Source organism: Microbacterium sp. 4-7 (assembly GCF_014332665.1).
GTDB lineage: Bacteria > Actinomycetota > Actinomycetes > Actinomycetales > Microbacteriaceae > Microbacterium.
In genome coordinates, this window is the sequence record NZ_MCRH01000001.1 from 813640 (window position 1) to 835382 (window position 21743).

Here is a 21743-nt window from a genome sequence, read left to right on the forward strand (position 1 = left end):
GAACACCTCCTCATGACGAACACCACCCGCCCCTCTGCCGCCGCCTCGCTGGGACTGCTCGTCCTCCGCGTCGTGGTCGGCGCCGTCTTCGCCGCTCACGGAGCGCAGAAGATCTTCGAGTACACCCTCCCTGGAACCATCGGCAGCTTCGCAGGCATGGGCATCCCTCTGCCCGAGATCGCGGCTCCGGTCGTCGCCTTCATCGAGCTGATCGGCGGCATCCTGCTGGCGCTGGGACTCTTCACGCGCCCCGTCGGCATCCTGCTCGCGATCGACATGATCGTGGCCCTGTTCGCGGTGCACCTTCCGGCTGGCCTCTGGGTCGGCGAGGGCGGCTACGAGTTCGTCGCGGTTCTCGGCGTCGCGGCCCTCACGCTCGCGTTCACCGGCGCGGGCCGCTTCTCGCTCGACGGCGCCTTCCTGCGCGGTCGGGTTCCCGCCTGGCTCAGCTGAGCATGCGGGGGAGCGCCCCACGGGGCGTTCCCCCGTCGGTGTGTATCCTGTCAACAGTTAACAGGAGGTCACCGTGACACAGACCGTCAAGCGCGGAGAGTCCCTCGGCGCGCAGGTGGCGCAGGTCCTGCGTCAGCGCATCGTGCGCGGCGAGCTCTCGCCCGGCGCGCGCATCACCGAGGAGGCCCTCGCCGAGGAGTTCTCGGTGAGCAGGGGGCCGATCCGCGACGCCCTCACCCAGCTCAGCTTCGAGAAGCTCGTCGAAGTGCAGCGCCCTCGGGGCGTGTACATCACCGGGCTCTCGCAGGACGACGTGGATCAGCTCTACAGTCTGCGCGGCGCCCTCGAGCAGCTCGCGCTGTCGCGCGCCATGAGGGTGGAGGACGACGAGCGCTGGGCATCGATGGCGGCTGCGGTCGATCGCATGAGTCAGGCCGCAGACAGGGGCGATCACGCCGCCTTCGTCGCCGCCGACCTCGAGTTCCACTCCGAGATCTACGTCCTCGCCGACCATCCGCGTCTGCAGGGCGCGTGGAGTCAGTACCTGCCGACCTTCGCGTCGCTCCTCGAGGTGACCATCAACCACGACGACGACCTCCACGAGTCGTCCGACGACCACATGAAGCTCATGGAGGTGATGCGCTCCGGCAGCCCCGACGAGGCTGCGGCGGTGCTCACGGCCCACCTCGACGGCGCACGCGACCGGATGCTCAGCGAGCTCGCCGACCGACCCGCCTGACGGCGCCTGCGCGTCGGATCTCTGACGGTCTCCGACAGGCCTCCGTCCGAATCAGGCGGGAGGCGTCAGGCGACGACGCAGCACCCAGGTGTTGCCGGTCGCATCGCCGCTGTGCTCGAAATCGTCGAGCACAGCGCTCGACAGGGCGAGGCCGCGTCCGCTCTCGCTGTCGACGCCGGGCATCGTGACCGCATCCCAGTCGATCCTGGCCGGATCGGCCGTGTCGACGAAGGTCGCGACGAGGTCGTCGGCGCCGACCTCGATGTCGACCTCGACGGTGATGCCGACATCCGGCTCGCCCTGCGCGTCAGCGTGCGTGGCGATGTTCGTCGACACCTCGCTGACCGCCAGTGCGAACAGCGTGCGGTCCTCGGGCGCCACATGCGGGGCGGACTCCCAGAGGGCGTCCAGGGCGTCGAGGACGTGCTCGACGAAGGCGGGGCCGGCGAGGCCCGCGACGTGCGCCCGGCGCTCCTCAACGCCCATCGAACGCCGTCTCGGGTGTCGGGTGGTCGAGCAGTACGCGGTCGAGGTTCGTCAGGTGCAGCACCGTCCGCACCGCCTCGGGCACTGCCGCGATGCGCAGATCGCCGCCGGCGACCCTGGCGCTCTTCAGACCGCCGACGAGGGCTCCCAGGCCCGACGAATCGACGAACTGCAGGTCGGCCATGTCGATCACGATCCTCGACTCGCCTCCGGCCACGAGGTCGTTCACCGCCTTGCGGAGCAGCGGTGCTCCCGTCGCCGTGAGGCGTCCGGACAGGGAGATCACGGCGAAGCCGTCCCTGATGTCAGTGCTGAGATCCATGGTTCTCCTCCTCGAGGGTTCGGGCCGGTCCGCGGTAGCGGGCGGCTTGGATGATGACGCTGAGCACGACGAGGTCGTACAGCACCCACACCGTGTTGACCAGGGTGCCGGTGCCGTCGCCCGTTCCGATGACGACGCGGGTGATGCCGATCACGAGCGCCACGCTGAGCACGACCATCGCGGTCAGCTGCGGCCAGATCTCGCGCCACGGCACTCCTCGCGGATCCCGTCCGTCCTTGCGCGTCACGGCGAACGACAGGGGGCGGCCGAAGACCACGTTCGCGAACGCCGTCCAGCATGCGCGGATCCAGACCGGGAACAGCGCGAGCGAATACTGCTGCCCGCGCCAGGTTCTCAGCCCCTTGGCGACCACGAGGAACAGCAGCTGGTTGACGAGGAAGTAGGGCAGGAACCGCACGAAGAAGTCGACCGACCAGGCGGTCACGGGAAGCACGCCGAACACCAGGTAGACGACCGGCGCCGTGAGATAGATCACGGCGGCGAACCCCGAGAGATAGCTCCACATCGTGGCGAAGTACATCAGCCGCTGCCCGATCGACAGTCCGCGCTTCGCGAGCGGGTTGTCGCGCAGCATCACCTGCAGCGTGCCCTGTGCCCAGCGCAGGCGCTGCGTCAGCATCGTCCGCAGATCCTCGGGCGCGAGGCCCTTCGCCAGGATCTCGTGGTGGTAGACGCTGCGCCAGCCGAGCGAGTGCAGCTGCATCGCGGTGGCCATGTCCTCCGTGACCGAGATCGTGGCGAGCGGAAGGATCGGCTGCGCCTCGTCGCCGCGGTCGAGGCGGAGAGCGTCGAGCAGCGCTCGTACGGCGTCGAGAGCAGTGATCGGCGACAGATCCGACTGGGCGAGCGCCGTCAGGCCCGCCTCGTCGACGACGATCGCGTCGAGTTGCGCATCGTGGGCGATCGGCAGGGAGCCCAGCTCCGCGAGGTCGGATCTGATGCCGGCGAGATCCTTGGCGACCAGGATCACCGAGGCGTTGTGCACCGCAGCCAGCACCGCGTCGGCGACCTCGCGCACGGGCGCCCCGCCGGCGAGATCACGACGGCTCTGGCCGATCGTCACGTGCAGTGCGAAAAGCTCGCGACGGAGTTCGGGATCGGATGCCGAGCGCATCTCCTTCTCGACCAGGGTCTCGGAGGTGCGCAGCGCGCGAGCCGCGGTGTCCGTCACCTCGCGCACGTAGCCGATGATGCCGAGCTGCATCAGGGCGTCGCGACGGAGCACGGCGTTCGATCCGCAGAAGAACGCCGCGTTCCAGCCGTCCTTGCCCTGCTGGATCGGGCCGTAGAACAGCGGCGCCTGGCTGCCGAGCGGATCGGCCTCGTCGACGTTGACGAACCACTGCGGGGTCTGCACCACGGCGACCTCCGGGTCGTCGGCGAAGTACCCGAGCGTGCGGTGCAGGATCAGCGGATCGGGGATCTGATCCGCGTCGAGGATGAGGAGGAACTCCCCGTCGGTCTCGAAGAGCGCGCTGTTGAGGTTGCCCGCCTTCGCGTGACGGGGCTTGCCCATCCAGTCGTCGGAGCGGGTGAGGTAGCCGATGTCGGCGTCGCGGGCGGCCCGCTCGAGCTCGGGTCGGGCACCGTCGTCGAGGATCCAGGTGGTGTGCGGATAGGCGATCCCGCGCGCTGCTCGCGCGGTCGTCATCACGAGCTCGATCGGCTCGTTGTACGTCGCGATGAACACGTCGACCGTGCCCTGAGGCGGCGACACGGGAGCCGGCCGCTCTTTGGCCCGCCACATCGTGAGACAGAAGAGGAAGGTGTCGATCAGGCTGTAGGTCTCTGCGATCACCAGGGGCACGGCGATCCACCACGCCGACCAGTTCACCGATTCGAGCCAGCGCCACGCGACGTAGTTCACACCGAGCAGCACCGACAGCACCGCGATGATGCGGATCGCGGCGAAGCGGGCGGTCATGCGTCGCGCCGCACCACGACCACGGTGATGTCGTCGGTCGCTCGATCGTCCGAGATGAGCTGCAGCGCCTCGTTGATCGCCCCATCGGGACCGAGCGCGTCGAGCACGCGGGCCACGTGGGCGAACGGGTCATCGGCGTCGAGCACGTCGAGCAGGCCGTCGCTGCAGCACACGAAGGCGTCTCCGGGTTCGAGGCGCGTGCTCCGGGACTCCCGAGCATCCTGGTCCGGAAGGGCGGCGCCCATCCCCAGGGGGAGGCCGGTCGAGCGAAGGTGCTCCCACGAGCCGTCGGCTCGGAGGATGAACGCGAGGCTGTGCCCGGCGTCGATCACCTCGAGATCGCCGGTCTCGGGCTGCAGCTCGGCGTGGACCGCCGTCACGAACATCGTCGTCTCGGAGAGGTCCTCCTCGAGCAGCCGGTCGGCGTCGGCGACGGCCTCGGCGATGCTGCGCTCGGGAGCGGTGCGCAGTGAGGCGCGCACGCCCGCGGCGACGATGGCGGGACCCGTGCCCTTGCCCATCGCGTCGGCGAGGGTGATGCGCAGCGCGCCGCCGTGGAGGCGGAGGTCGTAGAAGTCACCCGCCAGGCGGCCACGCGAGGCGCCCCCGCCCGCGATCGTGTAGCCGGCGATGGTGGGGAGCGAGTGCGGTCGCAGCGCGCTCTGGATCAGAGTGGCCTGATCGAGCTCGGCGTCGGCCGCGAGCTCGGTCTGCACCCAGAAGGCGAGGTCGCGCAGCAGGTCGCGCTGCGCCTCCGAGAAGGTGTGCGGCTCGGTGTCGAGGACGCACAGCGTTCCCACCGGTTCGCCGCCGGGTGCGTGCAGCGGGTGCCCGGCGTAGAACCGGAGGTGCGGATCACCGACCACGAACGGATTCGCCGCGAAGTTCTCGGTCGCGCTGGCATCCTCGATCACCACCGTGCGGTCCTGGCCGACCGTGTAGTCGCAGAACGAATCCTGTCGGGGCGCCTCTCGCCCGCCGAGTCCGATCTCCGACTTGCGCCACTGGCGGTCGCCGTCCAGGAGCGAGACGCTCACCATTGGCATACCGAACATCTGCTGAGCCAGCCTGGCGACCCGATCCACTCGTTCATCCCGTGGTGTGTCCAGGATCCCGAGTTCCTCCAGTGCCTGCTGGCGTCTGCGTTCATCGAACATTGCTCCGCTCCCCTCGTAGCTGCTCTCATACTCGCACCTGCCGGGGCGCGGATGACAGGCGGTGGCGGAGAGTTGTATACCGGTATCAGTGTTGACTGTTAACAGTCAACACTGATACGGTCAGGGGGTCGACAACAAGGTCGACCCACGTAGAGGAGCAAAGATGCCCCGCAAGCGCATCACCCGGGCCGCCGCCGCTCTCGCGGCCGTCGCCGCCACCGCTCTCGTCCTGTCGGCCTGCACGAAGGTCGAAGAGGGTGAAGACGCGGAATCCGCCTTTCCCGAGAATGACATCCGTCTGATCATCCAGGCGAACCCGGGCGGTGGATCCGACCTGTCGTCGCGTGCCCTCGCGACCGAGCTCGAGGGCATCCTCGGCGTCAGCGTGATCCCCGAGAACATGCCGGGTGCGGCAGGGGCTCTCGCGATGGAGTACGTCGGATCGCAGGATCCGGACGGCTACGTCATCGGGTTCGCCCCGGTCGAGATCGCGATGCTCAACACCACGCAGAGCGCGAACGTGCTGCCCGAGGACTTCGACCTGCTGGGCCAGATCATGCTCGCCCCCGGTGTCGTCACGGTCGGCGCGAACAGCGGCATCGAGACTCTGGAAGACTTGGTCGCCCGGGCCGAGGCCGGCGCCGTGACCGTCGCCAACTCCGGCGCGGGTTCCATCTGGGAGGCCGCGACGATCGGCCTCGGCGACGCGACCGGCGCCGCGTTCACGCCGGTTCCCTACGACGGTGGAGCGACGGCGGTCGCCGCCGCCGCATCCGGTGAGACCGTCGCCGCCGTGTCCGGCCTGGGCGAGGCTCTCGCGCAGGGCGAGGCCGTACGCATCCTCGCAGTCCTCAACGACGAGCGTCACCCCGACGCCGAGGACGTGCCGACAGCCGACGAGGCGATCGGCGAAGACGTGGTCTTCGGCGGCTGGGGCGGCATATACGCCCCCAAGGGTCTGCCGGATGACGTGAAGAGCGAGCTCGAGGCCGCCGTCAAGGAGGCCGTCGAGTCCGACACCTACCAGCAGTTCCAGAAGGATGCCGGCAACCTCGTGGTCTACCGCGACTCGGCCGAGTGGACGACGTTCGTGAACGAGCAGTTCGACCTGTTCAAGGACCTCCTGGGCTGACCGGCTCCGACTGCGGGGTCGGCCGCACGCCGGCCCCGCGGTCCGCCGCCGCACGTCAAACCAGGGAAGGAGCACCATGTCCCACGCCGATGTCACTCCTGCGATCGAGCAGGACGCGCACCAGGGGGCACCGCCCTCGCGACCGCTCGAGATCGTCTTCGGCGCCGTCGCCCTGGCGTTCAGCGCCGGCTATCTCTTCCTGGCCACGCAGATCCCGCTGCGCCGAGAGGCACTGCCCGGACAGATCGACGCGCGCTTCTGGCCCATGGTCCTCGCGGTCACGGCGGTCGTCGTCTCGCTCGTGATCCTGGCTCTGGCGATCACCCGCCCCGCTCCCGGCCGCGAAGACCTCGACCGCATCCAGCCGGGCGGCGTGGTCCGCGTCATCGCCACCCTGCTGATCGCCGGGGCCTTCATCGCGGTGTGGTCGCTCGGATCCGTCATCCTCTTCGGCTACCGCATCGAGGTCTTCCCGATCGCCGCCGCCGTGCTGATGGCCGCTCTCATGCTCCTCTACGGGCACCGCCGGTGGCTGAGCCTGATCATCTACTCCGTCTCCGTCACCGCGTTCGTCTACGTGGTGTTCGGCATGCTCCTGAGGATCCCGCTGTGAACGCGCTCATGGAGGGGCTGAACTCGCTCCTCGACATCTCGATCCTGCTGTACATGCTCGTCGGGCTGCTGCTCGGCTTCATGGTCGGCGCCTTCCCCGGCATCACCGCGACCATGGCGGTCGCTCTCGCCGCAGGATTCACGCTCACGCTGGAGCCCGTGCAGGGCCTCGCGGTGCTGCTGACGATCTACGTCGCCGCGAACTTCGGCGACCGCGTGCCGTCGATCCTCATCAACACCCCCGGCACTCCCGCGTCGATCGCGACGACTCTCGACGGCTATCCGATGGCGAAGCAGGGGCGAGCCGGTCTCGCGCTGACGATCTCGGCGATCGTCTCGGCCGTCGGCATCCTCGCCTCCCTCGTGCTCTTCGCCGTCGCCGCCGTGCCGATCGCCAGCTTCGCCCGCGACTACTTCAAGTCGCCCGAGCTGTTCGCGCTCGTCGTCTTCGGCATCGCGATCATGATCGGGATCTCGTCGAAGTCGATGCTCAAGGGCATCCTCGCGGGTCTCTTCGGCCTCATGCTCGGCACCGTCGGAACGTATGCCGCCACGGCGGACCAGCGATTCACCTTCGGAGTGCTCGAGCTGGTCGAGGGCGTCAACTTCATCGCCGTGATCATCGGACTCTTCGGCATCGCCGAGCTCTTCGACCAGCTGCTCACGTATCGCAAGTCGCACGTGCGCCCGATCTCGAGCCTCGGCCGCTGGTGGCCGAATCGCGCCGAGCTGAAGCAGAGCGGTCGAGCCACCGCGGTCGGCGGCGCCGTCGGTCTCGGGGTCGGGCTCATCCCGGCAGCCGGTGGCGACATCGCCGGTCTGATCGGATGGGAACGAGCCCGCAAGGCATCGAAGCACCCCGAGATGTTTGGCAAGGGCTCGATCGAGGGCGTCGCGGCATCCGACACCGCGTCCAGCGCCACGCTCGGCGGCTCCCTCACGACCACGATGGCCCTCGGCATCCCCGGCGACTCGGTGATGGCGGTGATGATCGGATCGATGATCATCTGGGGCATCACCCCCGGACCCACGCTGTTCACCAACCGCCCCGACCTCGTCGTCTCGATCGTGGGCATCATGCTCGTCGCGACCCTGCTCTCCCTCGGGCTGAGCCTCGTGCGCATGAAGGGCATGGTGAAGCTGCTCGACGTGCCGCAGCCGTACCTGTGGAGCGGCATCCTGATCTTCTGCATCATCGGCACGTACGCCACCTCGAACAGCCTGTCGACCGTCGTCACGATGCTCGTGTTCGGTGTCATCGGAGTGCTGCTCAAGCGGATGCAGGTGCCGGCCGGGCCGATCGTGCTCGGCCTGCTGCTCGGCCCCCTGGCCGAGGAGAACCTGGCTCGCACGCTGGCGATCCTGCCCACGCGGCCGTTCTTCGAGGTCGTCAGTCCCATCGCGATCGTGCTGCTCGCGCTCGCCGTGCTCTCGATCGTCATGCCGGCGATCCGCGCGGCCCGCACACCCCGTGCCGAGCGCGGCTCACTCGAGGACTCGATCCTCGATGCCGAGAGCCGGGAGCAGATCGAGAAGGCGCACGGCGAGCTCGCCGCCGACCCCGACCTGCTCACGTCGACCGTCCGCAGCGTCCCGGCCGCCACGAGGCGCCCGCGCAAGACCCGCAAGAACTCCAAGGAGAACGAGAAGTGACCCGCTACGACATCCTCACCGCCGTGCCCACAGCCTTCCACAGCGACGGCGCACTCGACCTCGAGGGATCGCGAGCGATCTTCCGCTTCGTCGCCGAATCGGGCAACGAGGGCGCCTTCGTCCTCGGCACCACGGGCGAGTTCCCTGCCGTCGACGCGACCGAGTTCGCGGCGATCGTCGAGGCCGCGCTGGCCGAGCTGAAGGACCGCATGCGCGTCGTCGTGCACGTCGGCCAGCCGAGCACCTTCGAGGCGCTGCGTCTCGTCGAGATCGCGAAGGGACTGGGTGCGACCGAATTCGCCGCCCTCACCCCTTACTACCTCAAGGCCACGGACGAGTCGATCTTCGAGTACTACGAAGCGCTGTCGAGCGCGATCGGCGACGGTCGTCTCTACGTCTACATCTATCCCGCGCGCAGCGGGAATCCGGTGTCGGTCGAGCTGCTGACGCGGCTTGCCGCGCTGCCGAACATCGTGGGCGCGAAGATCAGCGAGCTGTCGCTCGACGACATCGCCGCCTACAGGGCCGCGGTGCCCGCCGACTTCGACCTCTACACCGGCGCCGACCGCGACCTGATCGCGGCCGTGCAGGTGGGTGCCCAGGGTGTCGTCTCGGGCGTCTCCTCGGTCACCCCGAAGCCCTTCCGTGCCCTGGCCGACGCCGGCCGTTCCGGCGATGCCGACGCCATCGCGGTCGCTCAGGCCGCGGTCGACGATGTCGTGTCGCTCATCGGCGGCGACATGGCGCGGATGAAAGAGGCCTACCGCGTGCTCGATGTGGTCGACACCCACTGCCGCATGGCGATCGCCGAGCCGACGGACGACGAGCGTCGCGCCGTCGCGCAGGTGGTGGCGGCGCACAGCTAGCCGCTCGCATCTCGCGCCGCGTGGGGCGGGCCGGCTCACAGCCGGTCGGGGCAGGATGGACCCATGTCCGACTCCCCGTATGAATCCCGGCCATGGCTCGACTCCTACGCGGACGGTGTGCCCGCCGAGATCGACGCTCCGACGCAGACGCTGCCGGAGATGATGTCGGCGAGCATCGCCGCTTTCGCTCGTCGACCGGCGCTCGAGTTCTTCGGTGTGGTCACGACCTACCGCGAGCTCGGCGACCAGATCGCACGCGCTGCCGAGGGGCTGAGGCGCCTGGGCGTGCACAAGGGCGACCGGGTCGCCCTCGTGCTGCCGAACTGCCCGCAGCACGTCGTGGCGTTCTACGCGGCGCTGCGCCTGGGAGCGATCGTCGTCGAGCACAACCCGCTCTACACGGCGAGGGAGCTGCGGCACCAGTTCGAGGATCACGGAGCGAAGGTCGCGATCGTCTGGGACAAGACGGTCGACACGATCGCCGAGTTCCCCTCCGATCTGCGAGTCGAGCACATCGTGAGCGTCGACCTCACCGAGGCGATGCCCGCCGCTCAGCGGATGCTGCTGCGCCTGCCCATCCCGAAGGCGCGCGCGGCGCGCGCGAAGCTGACGGCCACCCCGCGGACACGGCGAGCAGTGGCCTGGAGGAAGCTGGTCGACCATCGGCCGCTCTCGCGCAAGGTCGCCGGCCCGACGCTCGACGACACCGCCCTGCTGCAGTACACGAGCGGAACCACGGGCACGCCCAAAGGCGCGATCCTCACTCACGCGAACCTGCGCGCCAACGCGATGCAGGGCCAGGCATGGGTGCCCGGTCTGGTCGACGGCGAGGAGACGTTCTACGGCGTGCTGCCGCTGTTCCACGCCTACGGCATGACGCTGTGCCTGACCTTCGCGATGAGCATCGGCGCGAAGCTGGTGCTCTTCCCGACGTTCGACCTCGGCCTGGTCACGAAGGCGGCCCGCACCAGTCCGCCCACGTTCCTGCCCGCGGTCCCGCCGATCTATGACCAGCTCGCCCGAGCCGCATCGCGGGGGACCATCGACCTCTCGACCGTCCGATTCGCCATCTCCGGGGCGATGAGCCTTCCCGTCGCGACAGTGCAGCGGTGGGAGGAGGCCACCGGCGGTCTGCTCGTCGAGGGCTATGGCATGACCGAGAGCTCGCCCGTCGCGCTCGGCAACCCGATGGGCAGGAGCAGGCGCCCTGGCACGGTCGGAGTGCCCTTCCCGAGCACCGAGATCCGCGTCGTCGACCCCGCCGACACCGACGTCGACCTGCCCGTCGGCGAACGAGGCGAGCTGCTCATCCGCGGCCCGCAGGTCTTCCAGGGGTACTGGCGCCGTCCCGGCGACACCGCCGATGTCCTGCTGTCTGACGGATGGCTGCGCACAGGCGACATCGCCGAGGTCTCGGTCGACGGCTTCGTCACGATCGTCGACCGCCTCAAGGAGCTCATCATCACGGGCGGCTTCAACGTGTCGCCCAGTGAGGTCGAGGACGCGCTCGAAGCGCACCCGGACGTGGTCGCGGCCGCGGTCGTCGGCCTTCCGCGGTCGAGCGGGGGAGAGGAGATCGCCGCTGCGGTCGTGCTCCGCGAGGGAGCTGTGCTCGACACCGGTGCGCTGCGCGACTTCTGCCGCACGCGGCTGACGCCCTACAAGGTGCCCAAGCGCATCACGGTCGTCGACGAGCTGCCCCGCTCGCTCATCGGAAAGGTCCTGCGCAGGCAGGTGCGGGATCGGATGCTGGCCGACTGACGCGCCGGCGCAGACGAACTCTCCGTGGCGACCTGAAACCGGTTACAGTGTGCCGATGGCCACGATCTACGATGTCGCTCGACTCGCGCAGGTCTCGCCCGCCACCGTCTCGCGGGTGTTCAACGGCACCAGCGTCTCCGCCGCGAAGGTCGAGGCGGTGCGCCGGGCCGCCGAGCAGCTGCGTTTCACGCCCAACCGCACGGCTCGCAATCTGCGGCGGCAGAGGTCCGAGGTCATCGGGTTGGTGATCCCCGACATCGAGAACCCCTACTTCACCGAGATGGCCAGAGGCGTCGAGGACGTCGCGTCCGAGGCCGGATACTCGGTCGTGCTCTGCAACTCCGACTCGCAGCCCGAGAAGGAGACGACCTACCTCCAGATCGCGGTCTCCGAGCACATGTCGGGTGTGATCATCGCCCCCGCGTCCGAACGCACGAGGCTCGACGGCATCCTCGACACGGGGCGCCCCGTCGTCGCCGTCGATCGGCATACGGTCTACGACGTCGACGGTGTGGTCATGGCCAATCGCGAGGCCGGGGCATCGGCCACCGAAGCGCTGCTCGCCGGCGGATTCCGGAGGGTCGCGTACATCGGCGGTCCGGAGGGGATCGACACGGCCGCAGAGCGCGCTGCCGGCTGGCGGTCTGCGCTCGCGGCGCGCGCCCCCGAGGTCGATGCCGATGAGCTGCTGCGCTTCGCGACCTTCCGCGTCGACGGAGGCAGGGGCGCCATGGAAGAGCTGCTCGCGCTCCCGGAGCCGCCGGACGCGGTGGTGGCGGGGAACAACCTGATCGGCGTCGGTGCGATCCAGGTGCTGACGGAGCACGGCCTGACCCCGCCGCGGGTCGGCGTGGCGGTGATCGGCTCGCTGCCGTTCACCACCCTCTCGCCCACAGCGGTGACCGTCGTGCGCCTCCCGGCGCGCGAGATGGGAGTCCGGGCGGCGCGGATGCTGCTCGAGCGCATCGGTGGGGCCGGTGGTCCGTCGCGCACCGTGGTGCTGCCGGCCGAGGTCCAGCCCGCCCGCGCGGGCGCGACCGCCACGCACTGACGCAGACGACGCTCGGTCCTACTGCTTGCGTGCTGAAACCGATTTCACGTACAGTTGCAGGACACGTGCGATCAAGGAGGACGCGAGTCATGACCTATACCCTGCCGACGACGGCATCCCGACCGGTGTCCGCGCCGAAGACCGCGTACCTGATCGCCTCCGGCGACCTGCGCGAAGCCGCGAACACGGGCGGCTGGCCCGTGCAGGTCGAACTCGAAGCGGGCGTCACCGGCGTCTTCGAACAGCTCGGCTGGAGCGTCGTCCGAGCCAACGACGTCGATCCCGAGACCGGCCACGGCTTCATCTCGAGCCAGCGCATGGGCCTCGAGGTCTTCAAGAGCATCCCGACGGATGCTCCGCTGATCGTCGCCGAGGCCGTGTGGCAGTACTCGCACCACGTGCTCGCAGGACTGCGCACCCACGAGGGGCCGATCCTCACGGTCGCGAACTTCGCGGGCGACTGGCCCGGCCTGGTCGGACTCCTCGGCCTCAATGCCGGCCTCACCAAGATGGGCAAGCCCTATTCCACGATCTGGTCGGTCGACTTCACCGACGACTGGTTCACGGACGGCATCAGGGAGTGGACGGAGACCGGGTCGATCACCCATGACGCCTCGCATGTGCGCCCTCTGCCCGAGCTGCCGGACAGCCCCGAGAAGCAGCTGGGTGAGGCGCTCGCCGCCGAGCTGCGCGCCGAGAAGGCCATCATCGGCGTCTTCGACGAGGGCTGCATGGGCATGTACAACGCGATCTTCGACGACGAGCTGCTCAACCAGACGGGCATCTACAAGGAGCGCCTCTCGCAGTCCGCGCTGTACGCCGAGATGCTCGAGGTCGGCGAGCATGAGGCGGATGCCGCCTACGACTGGCTGATCGACGCCGGCATGACCTTCCGCTACGGCGAGGATGCCGCCACCGAGCTGACCCGTGAGCAGGTGCAGTGGCAGCTGAAGATGTACATCGCCGCACTCCGCATCGCCGACGATTTCGGGCTCGACGCTGTCGGCATCCAGTACCAGCAGGGCCTGAAGGACCTCGTCCCTGCATCGGACCTCGCCGAGGGCATCCTGAATTCGACCGAGCGTCCTCCCGTCACCTCTCGCGACGGTTCGCGGGTGCTGCACGACGGCCGGGCATTCCCGCACTTCAACGAGGCTGACGAAGGGGTGGCGGTCGACGCCCTCGTCACCGACCGCGTCTGGCGCGCCATGGGTCTGGTGCCCGACAACACCCTGCACGACGTGCGCTGGGGCGAGGACTTCGACGGAGAGTTCGTCTGGGTCTACGAGATCTCGGGCTCGGTGCCCGCCTCGCATCTCGGCGGATGGCAGAACGCCGAGGGCTGGCGACAGGGTCACGTCTTCTTCCCTGCGGGCGGCGCCACGATCAACGGCGTCTCGAAGCCCGGCGAGATCGTGCTGTCGCGCGTGTTCATCGCCGACGGCATCCTGCAGGCCGACATCTTCCGCGCCTCCGTGGTGGAGCTGCCTGCGGAGGAGACGCAGCGACGCAAGGATGCCACGAACCCGGAGTGGCCGATCGCGCACGTCGTGCTGCACGGCATCTCGCGCGACCAGTTCATGGCCCGCCACAAGGCCAACCACGCGCAGCTCGTCTACGCGCCCGACGCCGAGACGGCCGACAAGGCGCTGATCGCGAAGGCCGCGATGTTCGCGGGCATGGGCATCCAGGTCAATCTCGTCGGAGATGTGACCATCTGAGCGAGGGGTCCAGGCGGTCGAGAAGGGGCGGATGCTGCGGCATCCGCCCCTTCTTCTCTGCCTTCCCGTCACATCACTTAAGCGCTATAGTCGGCGACAGGTCGCGACGGCGCGACCGGATTCGACAACGACGCCGAAGGAGACGATCAGTCATGAACCAGAACGTCAGGAATCACCGGTTCCGAAAGGGCATCGCCGGTCTCGGAGTGCTCGCCACCGCTGCTGCCGGCATGCTCGCCGGAACCACGGGTGCCGCCGCCGACACGACCGAGCCGGTCGACCCACAGCTCGCCGTGTACGTCGAGGTGAACTCGAACGATTTAGCCAACGTCGCCGACTACACCCTTGCCGAGTCCGGAGACGCCGCCATCGACATGGCCATGATCTTCGCCGCCAACATCAACTACGACGGCGAGAAGGCGTACCTGCACTTCAACGAGCGGGTCACCGAGACGCTCGACAACGCCGAGACGCAGATCCGTCCGGTGCAGGAGAACGGCACCAAGGTGCTGCTCTCGGTGCTCGGCAACCATCAGGGTGCGGGATTCGCGAACTTCACCTCCTATGCGCAGGCGGATGCGTTCGCCGCGCAGCTCGCCGACGCCGTGACGACCTATGGTCTCGACGGCATCGACTTCGACGACGAGTGGACCGAATACGGGGCGAACGGCACCCCGCAGCCCAACCCGCAGTCGTTCGGATGGCTGGCCACGGCGCTGCGCGACCGTCTCGGACCCGACAAGATCATCAGCCTGTATGCGATCGGTCCGAGCTACACGACGACCGACTTCACGCTGTTCGACGCGGCCGGCGTGCTCGACTACGCCTGGAACCCGTACTACCCGACCTATGACGCGCCCACCGTTCCGGGGCTGGAGGACCGCACCCGACTCGGGGCAGCGGCGATCGACCTCTCGAACACGAGCGCCGCGACGGCGGAGGACTTCGCGACCCGCACGGTCGCCGACGGCTACGGCGTCTATGTCGCCTACAACCTCACCGCGACCGATCAGTCGGCCTATCTCTCGGGCATCACCGAGGCGCTGAAGGGCGAGGCGACGGAGTACCGGGCGGCGCCTCGCGACACCACCTCGCCGACCGTCACGATCAAGGACGGCGCGCGATTCACCAAGGTCGAGACCGACGGCAGCTACCAGCGCGTGAGCTACAAGCTCTTCGACGAAGGCAAGATCGACCGGCTCTCCGTGAACGGGGTCGTCAAGGACCTCTCGGACAACGCGTGGAGCGACCTGAACTTCGTGAAGCCCGGTGTCTTCGGTGCGGTCGTGGGGGAGAACACGCTGCAGGTGGTCGACGTCGCCGGCAACGTCACCGAGCTCTCGTTCGTCCTGTCGAAGTGACGACCCGCGCTCGAGGCCATCACCCGAGGTCGAAGACCTCGATCTGACGGATCGTGACCTCGGCATCCGCTCGCAGGCGGATCGCCGGGGTCACGACGCGCGACACCAGCTCGAACGGGGTCGTGCGATCGGCCGGGAGCTCCGCGTCGTAGGTGGTCGGAGCCGCCGCCCAGCATCCGTCCGCGTCGAGGATCTCCCATCGCAGCCGAGACGACGGGGCGCCGGTGGCCATCGTCACTGTGAGATCGGAGACCGCGCGCGGCTCGGCGAAACGCCATCCTGCCCATTCGCCGGCCGCCAGGACGACGCCGCTTGAACCGCTCGGGTCGCTCCGGTCGCTCGGGTCGCCGTCGTCGAACAGGCGGTCCGCATCGATGACGGATGCCGACGCGATGACGCCTCCTGTGTCTGCCGTGAGATCGCGGCACCAGGGCGCGATCTCATCCGTCATCCGCTCACCCGTCTCGAGAGCATCCGCGGGCTCGGTTCCGAAGACCAGTTCGAGCTCGACGTCCCCGACGAGGGCGTCCCCGGCGAGGGCGTCGACGGGAAGTTCGGCCCTGGGCAGGTCGACCCCGTCGAGCCGGGCACGCTGCAGCACGTGCGCTCCCGGCTCTCGGCGATGAGAGCGGATGCGCAGCGAGCGGCCGTCCGCGCGATCGACGCGGATGTCGTCGAAGAGGGGCGAGCCGATCCTCAGCACGCCGGACGCGAGCTCGAGCGGATAGAGACCGAGCGCGGCCCACAGCCACCAGGCGCTCATCTCGCCGTTGTCCTCGTCGCCGGGGAAGCCCTGTCCGATGTGGGCGCCTGCGAAGAGACGCCCGGCCAGCTCGTGCACGATCGCGCCGGCTCGCCACGGCCGGTCGCTGAACGCGTACATGAAGGGGATGTGATGGGCGGGCTGATTCGAGATCGCGCACATGCCCGAACGCAGGGCCCGCGCCTCCCGCTGCTCGTGGATGACGGTGCCGTACGCCCCGCCGAATCGCTCGTCGGCGGTCTCCGGCTCGGCGAGGAGCGCGTCGAGGTGCTGTGCGAAGGCCCCACGTCCGCCGTACAGCGCGGCGAGGCCGGCGCCGTCGTGCACGGCGCCCACCGACATGCCCCAGGCGTTCGTCTCGACGTTGTCGCCTCCCCAGGAGCGCGGGTCGAACTCGGGGGCGAGGTCGCCGTCGGCATCCCTGCCGCGGAGGAACCCGGATTCCGAGTCGAAGAGTGTGCGATACGACCGCGCTCGGTTGGCGAAATAGCGGGCGAACGAGCGGTAGCGAGCGGCATCGCGGTCGGAGCCGGGAGCGGCTGCGCGTTCGGCTTCGAGGGCCAGCTGCTCGGCGAACCGGCCCAGCGCCGCGTCGCTCACCGCGTTCTCGACGGTCCAGCTCATGCCCTCCGGCACCTCGGACGAGATGTAGCCGGTGAAGCGTCCGCGTGCGATGCCCTTGCGGCCGCGCCGCGCATCGGGTCCGGGTTCGCAGGCGTTGCGCCATCCGCTCTCGAACGCCTCCGCCCGGTCGAACGCCACGCCCCACCGGGCGGCATCGGCGAAGATCTGGTCGCTGGAGGTGCCGACCATGCTGTCGACATATCCGGGCGCGCTCCACCGCGCCATCCACCCTCCGCGACGGTACTGCTCGAGCTGGCCGTCGAGCAGTCTGCCGGTCAGCGAGGGATCGAGCAGCGCGAGCGCCGGCCACTCGGTGCGATAGGTGTCCCAATAGCCGTTGTTCACGATGAGCTCGCCGTCGACGATCGGCGCGCTCGTCTCACTCTCCCCGAACGGCGCGCGTGGGGCGAACACGTCGGCGAAGCGATGCCGCGGCGCCTCTGCAGTGCCGGCATTCTCGGCGGCGGAGTTCGGATACAGATGCATCCGATGCAATGCGGCGGCTATCCGGTTTCGATTCTCCTCGTCGGCCAATCGGCGATACGGGGTCTCGGATGCGTCGAGCGGCGGGATCGTCACGCGGTCCAGCACCCGGTTCCAGGAGGCTGCGGCTTCCGCTCGCAACTCGTCATATGCGATGCCCGGAGGACACTCGATCTCGAGACTGCGCCTGGCCTGCTCCACCGACAGGAACGACACGGCCACGCGCACCTCGAGCGACCCGTCGCCGGCGACGTAGCCCGCGACCCGCGCCCGTCCGTCGTCGTCGAGGGCGCCGCGCAGACTCGTCGCAGGGTCGCCCTCGCCACGCAGCACGGCGCCCGCGAAGTAGCAGCGGGGAGAGTTGCCCCAGTCCTCGGAGCCCTCGGGCGTCCACCCCTCGAAGCCGCCGCCGTCGGTCCAGCGCAGCTCGCCGTCATCGGTGGGCTGATCGATCACGAAGCCGACGATCGCGTCAGTGTCTGCGCCATGCACGCGGAAGGCGGCGGTGTGCGACGTCGCGGTCATCTCCACGCGCAGACCATCACCGAGATCGGCGGCGTACTCGTGGGGGCGTGCTCGCTCGGTGCCCGGGGCGATCCACCGGCGGCGCGCGGCGCGCTCGGAGGCCGGATGCCCGTCGAACGGCATGAGCTGGAGCACCGAGCGGTCGCCGATCCACGGACTCGGCTGGTGCGAGAACTGCAGGGCCTCGAGGCGTCGCCCGGGTGGATCGTCGTGGATGCTCGGCCGATACGGCCAGCGCGTGTCCGAGGCATCGGTCGCCGCGGTGACGAAGGTGAAGCCGTGCGGCACGGCGACGGCGGGGATGGTGTTGCCCCGCGAGAAGCGCGGGCCCGAGTGGCTGCCGCGACGAGTGTCCACTCGCTCGACCGCTGGCGGGTCGGCGACGGCATGCTGCTGCTCGACCTGCTCCTCGACCAGGACCTGCACGAATCCCGTGACGCGCGGCGGCAGTCCGCTCATCCCCGCCAGCGATCCGCTGCCGAGCACCAGCTCGACGGTGGCGGAGGTGTGCGGGGCCGAGCCGGAGAGCATCGGCGCCAGCGACACGGTGTCGGCGTTCCACTGCTCGGGCATGCTCCAGCGCGCCGCGAACTGGGCATCGGCGGTCATGGCGAAGTCGTACCGGTCACGCACGGCGGCTGTCTCGCCGAGCCGCGCGCCGTCTCCGCGGACATCGACGGTCACCGCGAGGGCGGCATGCGGAGCCAGGGTCGCCGCGTCGCCGTCTGCGTAGAACGCCCAGTGCAGCAGAGTGTCTGGGCTGATCGCGACGTCCGCGAGTCCGGGAACATCGATCCGCTGTTCGCCCGCTGACGGATCGAACGAGTAGGCGAACACCTCACCGCGGAGCACGCCGGCGTGAGGGCGGGACGACGGAGGATCGGCGGGTCCGTCGGCGGGCGTGAGCTGGGCGTCGCTCACCCCTTGACCGCGCCCTCCTGCACGCCCTTGAAGAAGAACCGCTGCGTGAACGAGAACATGATGACGATCGGCACGAGGGCGATCATGGTGCCCGCCGCGATCAGGCGCGGGTCGACCGAGAAGCTGCTGTTGAGGTAGGCCATGCCAACGGTGAGCGTGTACTTCGACGGATCGGAGAGCACGATCAGGGGCCAGAGGTAGTCGTCCCAGGCGCCGATGAAGGCGAAGATCGCGACCACCGAGACCATGCCGCGGATGTTGGGCCACACGATGTGACGGATGCGCTGCCAGGTCGTCGCTCCGTCGACCGTCGCGGCGTCCAGCACGTCCTTCGGGATCATGCGGCAGGCGGTGGCGACGAGCAGCACGTTCATCGCGCTGATGGCGCCGGGCAGGAACACGCCCCACAGGGTGTCGGCGAGGCCGAGCGAGCGGATGGTGAGGAAGTTGCTCGTCACCGTGACCTCGCCGGGGAAGAGCAGGGTCGAGAGCAGGATGGCCATGACGATCCACTTGCCGCGGAACCGCATGCATCCGAGGGCGTAGCCCGCGAAGGTCGCGAGCACCACGTTGCTGACGACGGTGCCCACCGAGACGAGCAGCGAGTGCCAGGCGTAGAGGTACACCGGCACGATCTCGGCGACCGTGGCGTAGTTCTGCAGCGTCGGCTCGCGGGGGATCAGGTTGGGCGGGAACGAGTAGATGTTCTCCTGGGGACCCTTGAACGATGTCGAGAGCTGCCAGAGGAACGGGCCGATGACGAGCACCAGCACGAGCAGCAGCAGCGCATAGCGGCCGATGAGCCCGCCGAGCGTCGGCTTGCTGAAGTCGCCGGAACCGCGGCGGCGGAAGATGGGTTCGCGCGTGGTCGCAGCCGGCTGATCGTCAGGGCGACGGTCGTCGTCGATGCGGGGCGGAGTGAGGGTGCTCATGCGGAGACCTTCGCCTTCTTCTCGCGATTCATGAAGGCGATCGCGGCCAGCGGGATGAGGGTGAGGAGGAACAGCGCGACGCTGATCGCCGAGGCGTAGCCGATGTTGCCGTTCAGGCCGGAGCCGACCTGGCGGATCAGCATGACCAGCGACATGTCGTATCCACCGGGACCTCCCGTGCTCTTGGAGAGCACGTCGAGCTCGGCGAACACTCTCATCGCCGAGACGGCGATGAGCACCGCGATGAGGAGCATCGCTCCGCGCACCGACGGGATCGTCACCGACAGGAAGCGACGGAACGAGCCGGCGCCGTCGAGCATGGCCGCCTCGTGCAGCTCCTTGCCGACATTGCCCAGCGCGGCGAGGTACACGACCATGTAGTAGCCGAGACCCTTCCACACCGTGAGCAGGATCGCGCAGCCGAGCAGCAGCCACCGGTCGACGAGGAACGCCATGGGCTTGTCGACGAGGCCGAGGAACTCGAGCGTCTGGTTGATGATGCCGCGGCTGTCGAACAGCCAGGTCCAGATCAGGGCGACGACGACGACCGAGGCGATGACGGGGAAGTAGAAGGTGGTGCGGAAGAACGCGATGCCCGGCAGCTTCTTCTGCACGAGCAGGGCGAGCAGCAGGGGAAGGATCGTGAGCAACGGCACGCAGACGACCACGTAGATGATGCACGTGGTGAGGGCGTTCCAGAACATCTCGTCGCCGAACATCCGCTCGTAGTTCGCGGCGCCGACGAACTCGGGGGTCCGCAGGGGACGGGCGTCCGTGAAGCTCAGGAAGACGGTGTTGAGGAACGGCCAGAGCGCGAACACCAGCACCCAGATGACGGCGGGGCCGAGGAGCAGCCAGGGTGTGAACCACCGGTGCGATCGCATGGTCGTCCTCCGGCTCCGGATGCTGGTGTGCGCGCTCATGGCTTACTGGTCCACGCGGTTCGCGTTGGCGTACTCGACGATCTTGTCGAGCTGCTCCTGCGCGTCGGCCTCGCCGTTGACGGCGAGCGCGATCTGCTGGGTCATGTACGTCGCCATGTCGGAGGTCCACTGGAACGGGATCGCCTTGGCGTCTTCCATGGCTGTGAACACGGTGTCGATCGCGGAGAGCTGCTTCTCGTCGGTGATCGACGAGGAGATGTTCTCGACGACGGCGTCGCCGCCCGCGGAGGTGCCGGGAGCGGTGCCGACGGCGAGCGATGAGAACGCGACCTGGTTCTCCTCGTTCGTCGCGAACTCGGCGAACGCGAGGGCGGCCTCCTTGTTGTCGGAGTCGGCCGAGACGTTCAGTCCCTGCACGTAGAGCGGCGGGATGCCCAGTCGCTGCGTGGCGACCGTGTTCTCGAGCAGCGCGGGCGCGTCCTTCGCGAGGTCGGTCGTGAAACCCGTGCCACCGGTCGTGAAGGCCACCTTCTCCTGGATGTACGCCTCGGCGTTTCCGCCGTAGTCGCCGGTCAGCGCCTCGGCCGGCATGGCTCCGGCCGCGTACGCGTCGGCGTACTTCTCGATGATGGCCGCGGCCTCGTCGGTGTTGAAGTCGAACTCGCCGTCGTCGTTGATGACCTCCATGCCGGCCGACGTGAACGTGTCGAGTGCCGGGATCGATGACAGCAGCTGGACCTTGCCGCCGGACTCGGTCGCGACGTCCTTCGCGAGGGTGAGCAGCTCGTCGACCGTCGTCGGGAGGTTCTCCTCGGTGACGCCGTAGGGGGCGAGCTGAGCGAGGTTCCACCATGATGCGTCGCTGGACAGGTACCAGGGCAGACCGTACGTGCCCTCGACACCCGGGTACTGACTGTAGGCGTCCCATGCGCCGGTGTTGTATGCCGACTTCAGGTCGGGGTCGGCCGTCTCGAGGTCGACGAGCTTGCCGGCGGCGACGAGCGGGTAGGCGATGTCCGGCGGCAGGTTCAGCACGTCGGGCAGCGTGTCGGCGTTCGCCTGGCTCAGGATCTTCTCCTGGTAGCCGTCGCCCGGCTGGTCGAGCCACTCGACCGTGACCTCCGGGTGCTCCTTCTCGAACGCGTCGATCAGGTCTTCGAAGTAGGGCGTGAACTTCTCGTTCTTCAGCGACCAGGTCTGGAACTGGATCGTCCCGCTCAGCTCGCCGGAGGTGTCGATCGGTCCGTCGGCATCGGATGTGGCACCGCCTCCGGTGCAGCCGGCGAGCGCCATGGCGCCGATCGTGAATGTTGCCAGAGCGACAATGCGTGCGGGAACTTTCATCGTGCTTC

At 68.7% G+C, this 21743-nt stretch carries 18 protein-coding genes; 10 read left to right on the forward strand and 8 right to left on the reverse strand.

Translation table 11 applies throughout. The features are described from left to right. Nucleotides 1-12: 12 nt before the first annotated feature. Both BEP68_RS03960 and BEP68_RS18340 read left to right on the forward strand, forming a co-directional pair. Complete coding sequence (locus tag BEP68_RS03960; protein ID WP_187249276.1) at nucleotides 13-453, forward strand: DoxX family protein; 441 nt, start codon at nucleotides 13-15, stop codon at nucleotides 451-453. A gap of 73 nt (nucleotides 454-526) precedes the next feature. Continuing rightward, on the forward strand, nucleotides 527-1192 hold the full coding sequence (locus tag BEP68_RS18340; protein ID WP_053098059.1) for a GntR family transcriptional regulator: 666 nt from the start codon (nucleotides 527-529) through the stop codon (nucleotides 1190-1192). A 51-nt stretch (nucleotides 1193-1243) separates the two neighbouring features. Here the strand turns inward: BEP68_RS18340 and BEP68_RS03970 are convergent, their stop codons facing one another. From BEP68_RS03970 to BEP68_RS18345, 4 genes are read right to left on the reverse strand one after another with little or no spacing between them, the layout of a single operon-like run. Continuing rightward, the gene (locus tag BEP68_RS03970) at nucleotides 1244-1678 is read right to left on the reverse strand and encodes an ATP-binding protein (protein ID WP_053098058.1); all 435 of its coding nucleotides are present in this window, start codon (nucleotides 1676-1678) and stop codon (nucleotides 1244-1246) included. Beyond that, a complete protein-coding gene (locus BEP68_RS03975; RefSeq protein WP_053098057.1) occupies nucleotides 1668-2000 on the reverse strand; it encodes an STAS domain-containing protein in 333 nt (110 codons plus the stop codon). The genes BEP68_RS03970 and BEP68_RS03975 overlap by 11 nt, the downstream gene beginning before the upstream one ends. Then, the gene (locus tag BEP68_RS03980) at nucleotides 1984-3945 is read right to left on the reverse strand and encodes a glycosyltransferase family 2 protein (RefSeq protein ID WP_053098056.1); all 1962 of its coding nucleotides are present in this window, start codon (nucleotides 3943-3945) and stop codon (nucleotides 1984-1986) included. Before BEP68_RS03980 ends, BEP68_RS03975 begins: the two co-directional genes overlap by 17 nt. Continuing rightward, complete coding sequence (locus tag BEP68_RS18345; RefSeq protein WP_072592050.1) at nucleotides 3942-5102, reverse strand: PP2C family protein-serine/threonine phosphatase; 1161 nt, start codon at nucleotides 5100-5102, stop codon at nucleotides 3942-3944. The genes BEP68_RS03980 and BEP68_RS18345 overlap by 4 nt, the downstream gene beginning before the upstream one ends. 163 nt (nucleotides 5103-5265) lie before the next feature. Here BEP68_RS18345 and BEP68_RS03990 point away from each other — a divergent pair, with 163 nt between their 5' ends. The 8 genes from BEP68_RS03990 (at nucleotide 5266) to BEP68_RS18130 (ending at nucleotide 15259) form a co-directional block, all read left to right on the forward strand. Further along, nucleotides 5266-6234 (forward strand): tripartite tricarboxylate transporter substrate binding protein, encoded by a 969-nt coding sequence (locus BEP68_RS03990; protein ID WP_187249277.1) that lies wholly within the window; start codon nucleotides 5266-5268, stop codon nucleotides 6232-6234. Between the two features lie 76 nt (nucleotides 6235-6310). Then, nucleotides 6311-6847: a tripartite tricarboxylate transporter TctB family protein gene (locus BEP68_RS03995; protein WP_056275260.1), complete on the forward strand. Its 537-nt coding sequence runs from the start codon at nucleotides 6311-6313 to the stop codon at nucleotides 6845-6847. Continuing rightward, nucleotides 6844-8499 (forward strand): tripartite tricarboxylate transporter permease, encoded by a 1656-nt coding sequence (locus BEP68_RS04000; protein WP_053098053.1) that lies wholly within the window; start codon nucleotides 6844-6846, stop codon nucleotides 8497-8499. The genes BEP68_RS03995 and BEP68_RS04000 overlap by 4 nt, the downstream gene beginning before the upstream one ends. Further along, nucleotides 8496-9365: a dihydrodipicolinate synthase family protein gene (locus BEP68_RS04005; protein WP_053098052.1), complete on the forward strand. Its 870-nt coding sequence runs from the start codon at nucleotides 8496-8498 to the stop codon at nucleotides 9363-9365. The genes BEP68_RS04000 and BEP68_RS04005 overlap by 4 nt, the downstream gene beginning before the upstream one ends. Nucleotides 9366-9428: 63 nt before the next feature. Continuing rightward, nucleotides 9429-11126, forward strand: a complete 1698-nt coding sequence (locus tag BEP68_RS04010) for a long-chain-fatty-acid--CoA ligase (protein WP_187249278.1) — start codon at nucleotides 9429-9431, stop codon at nucleotides 11124-11126. Between the two features lie 55 nt (nucleotides 11127-11181). Beyond that, the gene (locus BEP68_RS04015) at nucleotides 11182-12177 is read left to right on the forward strand and encodes a LacI family DNA-binding transcriptional regulator (protein ID WP_187249279.1); all 996 of its coding nucleotides are present in this window, start codon (nucleotides 11182-11184) and stop codon (nucleotides 12175-12177) included. An 89-nt stretch (nucleotides 12178-12266) separates the two neighbouring features. After that, complete coding sequence (locus tag BEP68_RS04020; protein WP_187249280.1) at nucleotides 12267-13898, forward strand: fucose isomerase; 1632 nt, start codon at nucleotides 12267-12269, stop codon at nucleotides 13896-13898. Nucleotides 13899-14050: 152 nt separating this feature from the next. Then, entirely contained in the window at nucleotides 14051-15259 is a 1209-nt protein-coding gene (locus tag BEP68_RS18130) for an endo-beta-N-acetylglucosaminidase H (protein ID WP_261987679.1), read from the forward strand. Between the two features lie 19 nt (nucleotides 15260-15278). Here BEP68_RS18130 and BEP68_RS04030 read toward each other — a convergent pair whose 3' ends face one another. The 4 genes from BEP68_RS04030 to BEP68_RS04045 are packed head-to-tail and all read right to left on the reverse strand — an operon-like array spanning nucleotide 15279 to nucleotide 21735. Beyond that, nucleotides 15279-18575: a GH92 family glycosyl hydrolase gene (locus tag BEP68_RS04030; protein WP_187249281.1), complete on the reverse strand. Its 3297-nt coding sequence runs from the start codon at nucleotides 18573-18575 to the stop codon at nucleotides 15279-15281. Further along, complete coding sequence (locus tag BEP68_RS04035) at nucleotides 18572-19507, reverse strand: carbohydrate ABC transporter permease (RefSeq protein ID WP_198032348.1); 936 nt, start codon at nucleotides 19505-19507, stop codon at nucleotides 18572-18574. Before BEP68_RS04035 ends, BEP68_RS04030 begins: the two co-directional genes overlap by 4 nt. Next, nucleotides 19504-20391 (reverse strand): carbohydrate ABC transporter permease, encoded by an 888-nt coding sequence (locus BEP68_RS04040; protein WP_187249282.1) that lies wholly within the window; start codon nucleotides 20389-20391, stop codon nucleotides 19504-19506. The genes BEP68_RS04035 and BEP68_RS04040 overlap by 4 nt, the downstream gene beginning before the upstream one ends. A gap of 42 nt (nucleotides 20392-20433) precedes the next feature. Further along, nucleotides 20434-21735: an ABC transporter substrate-binding protein gene (locus BEP68_RS04045; RefSeq protein WP_187249283.1), complete on the reverse strand. Its 1302-nt coding sequence runs from the start codon at nucleotides 21733-21735 to the stop codon at nucleotides 20434-20436. Nucleotides 21736-21743: the final 8 nt, after the last annotated feature.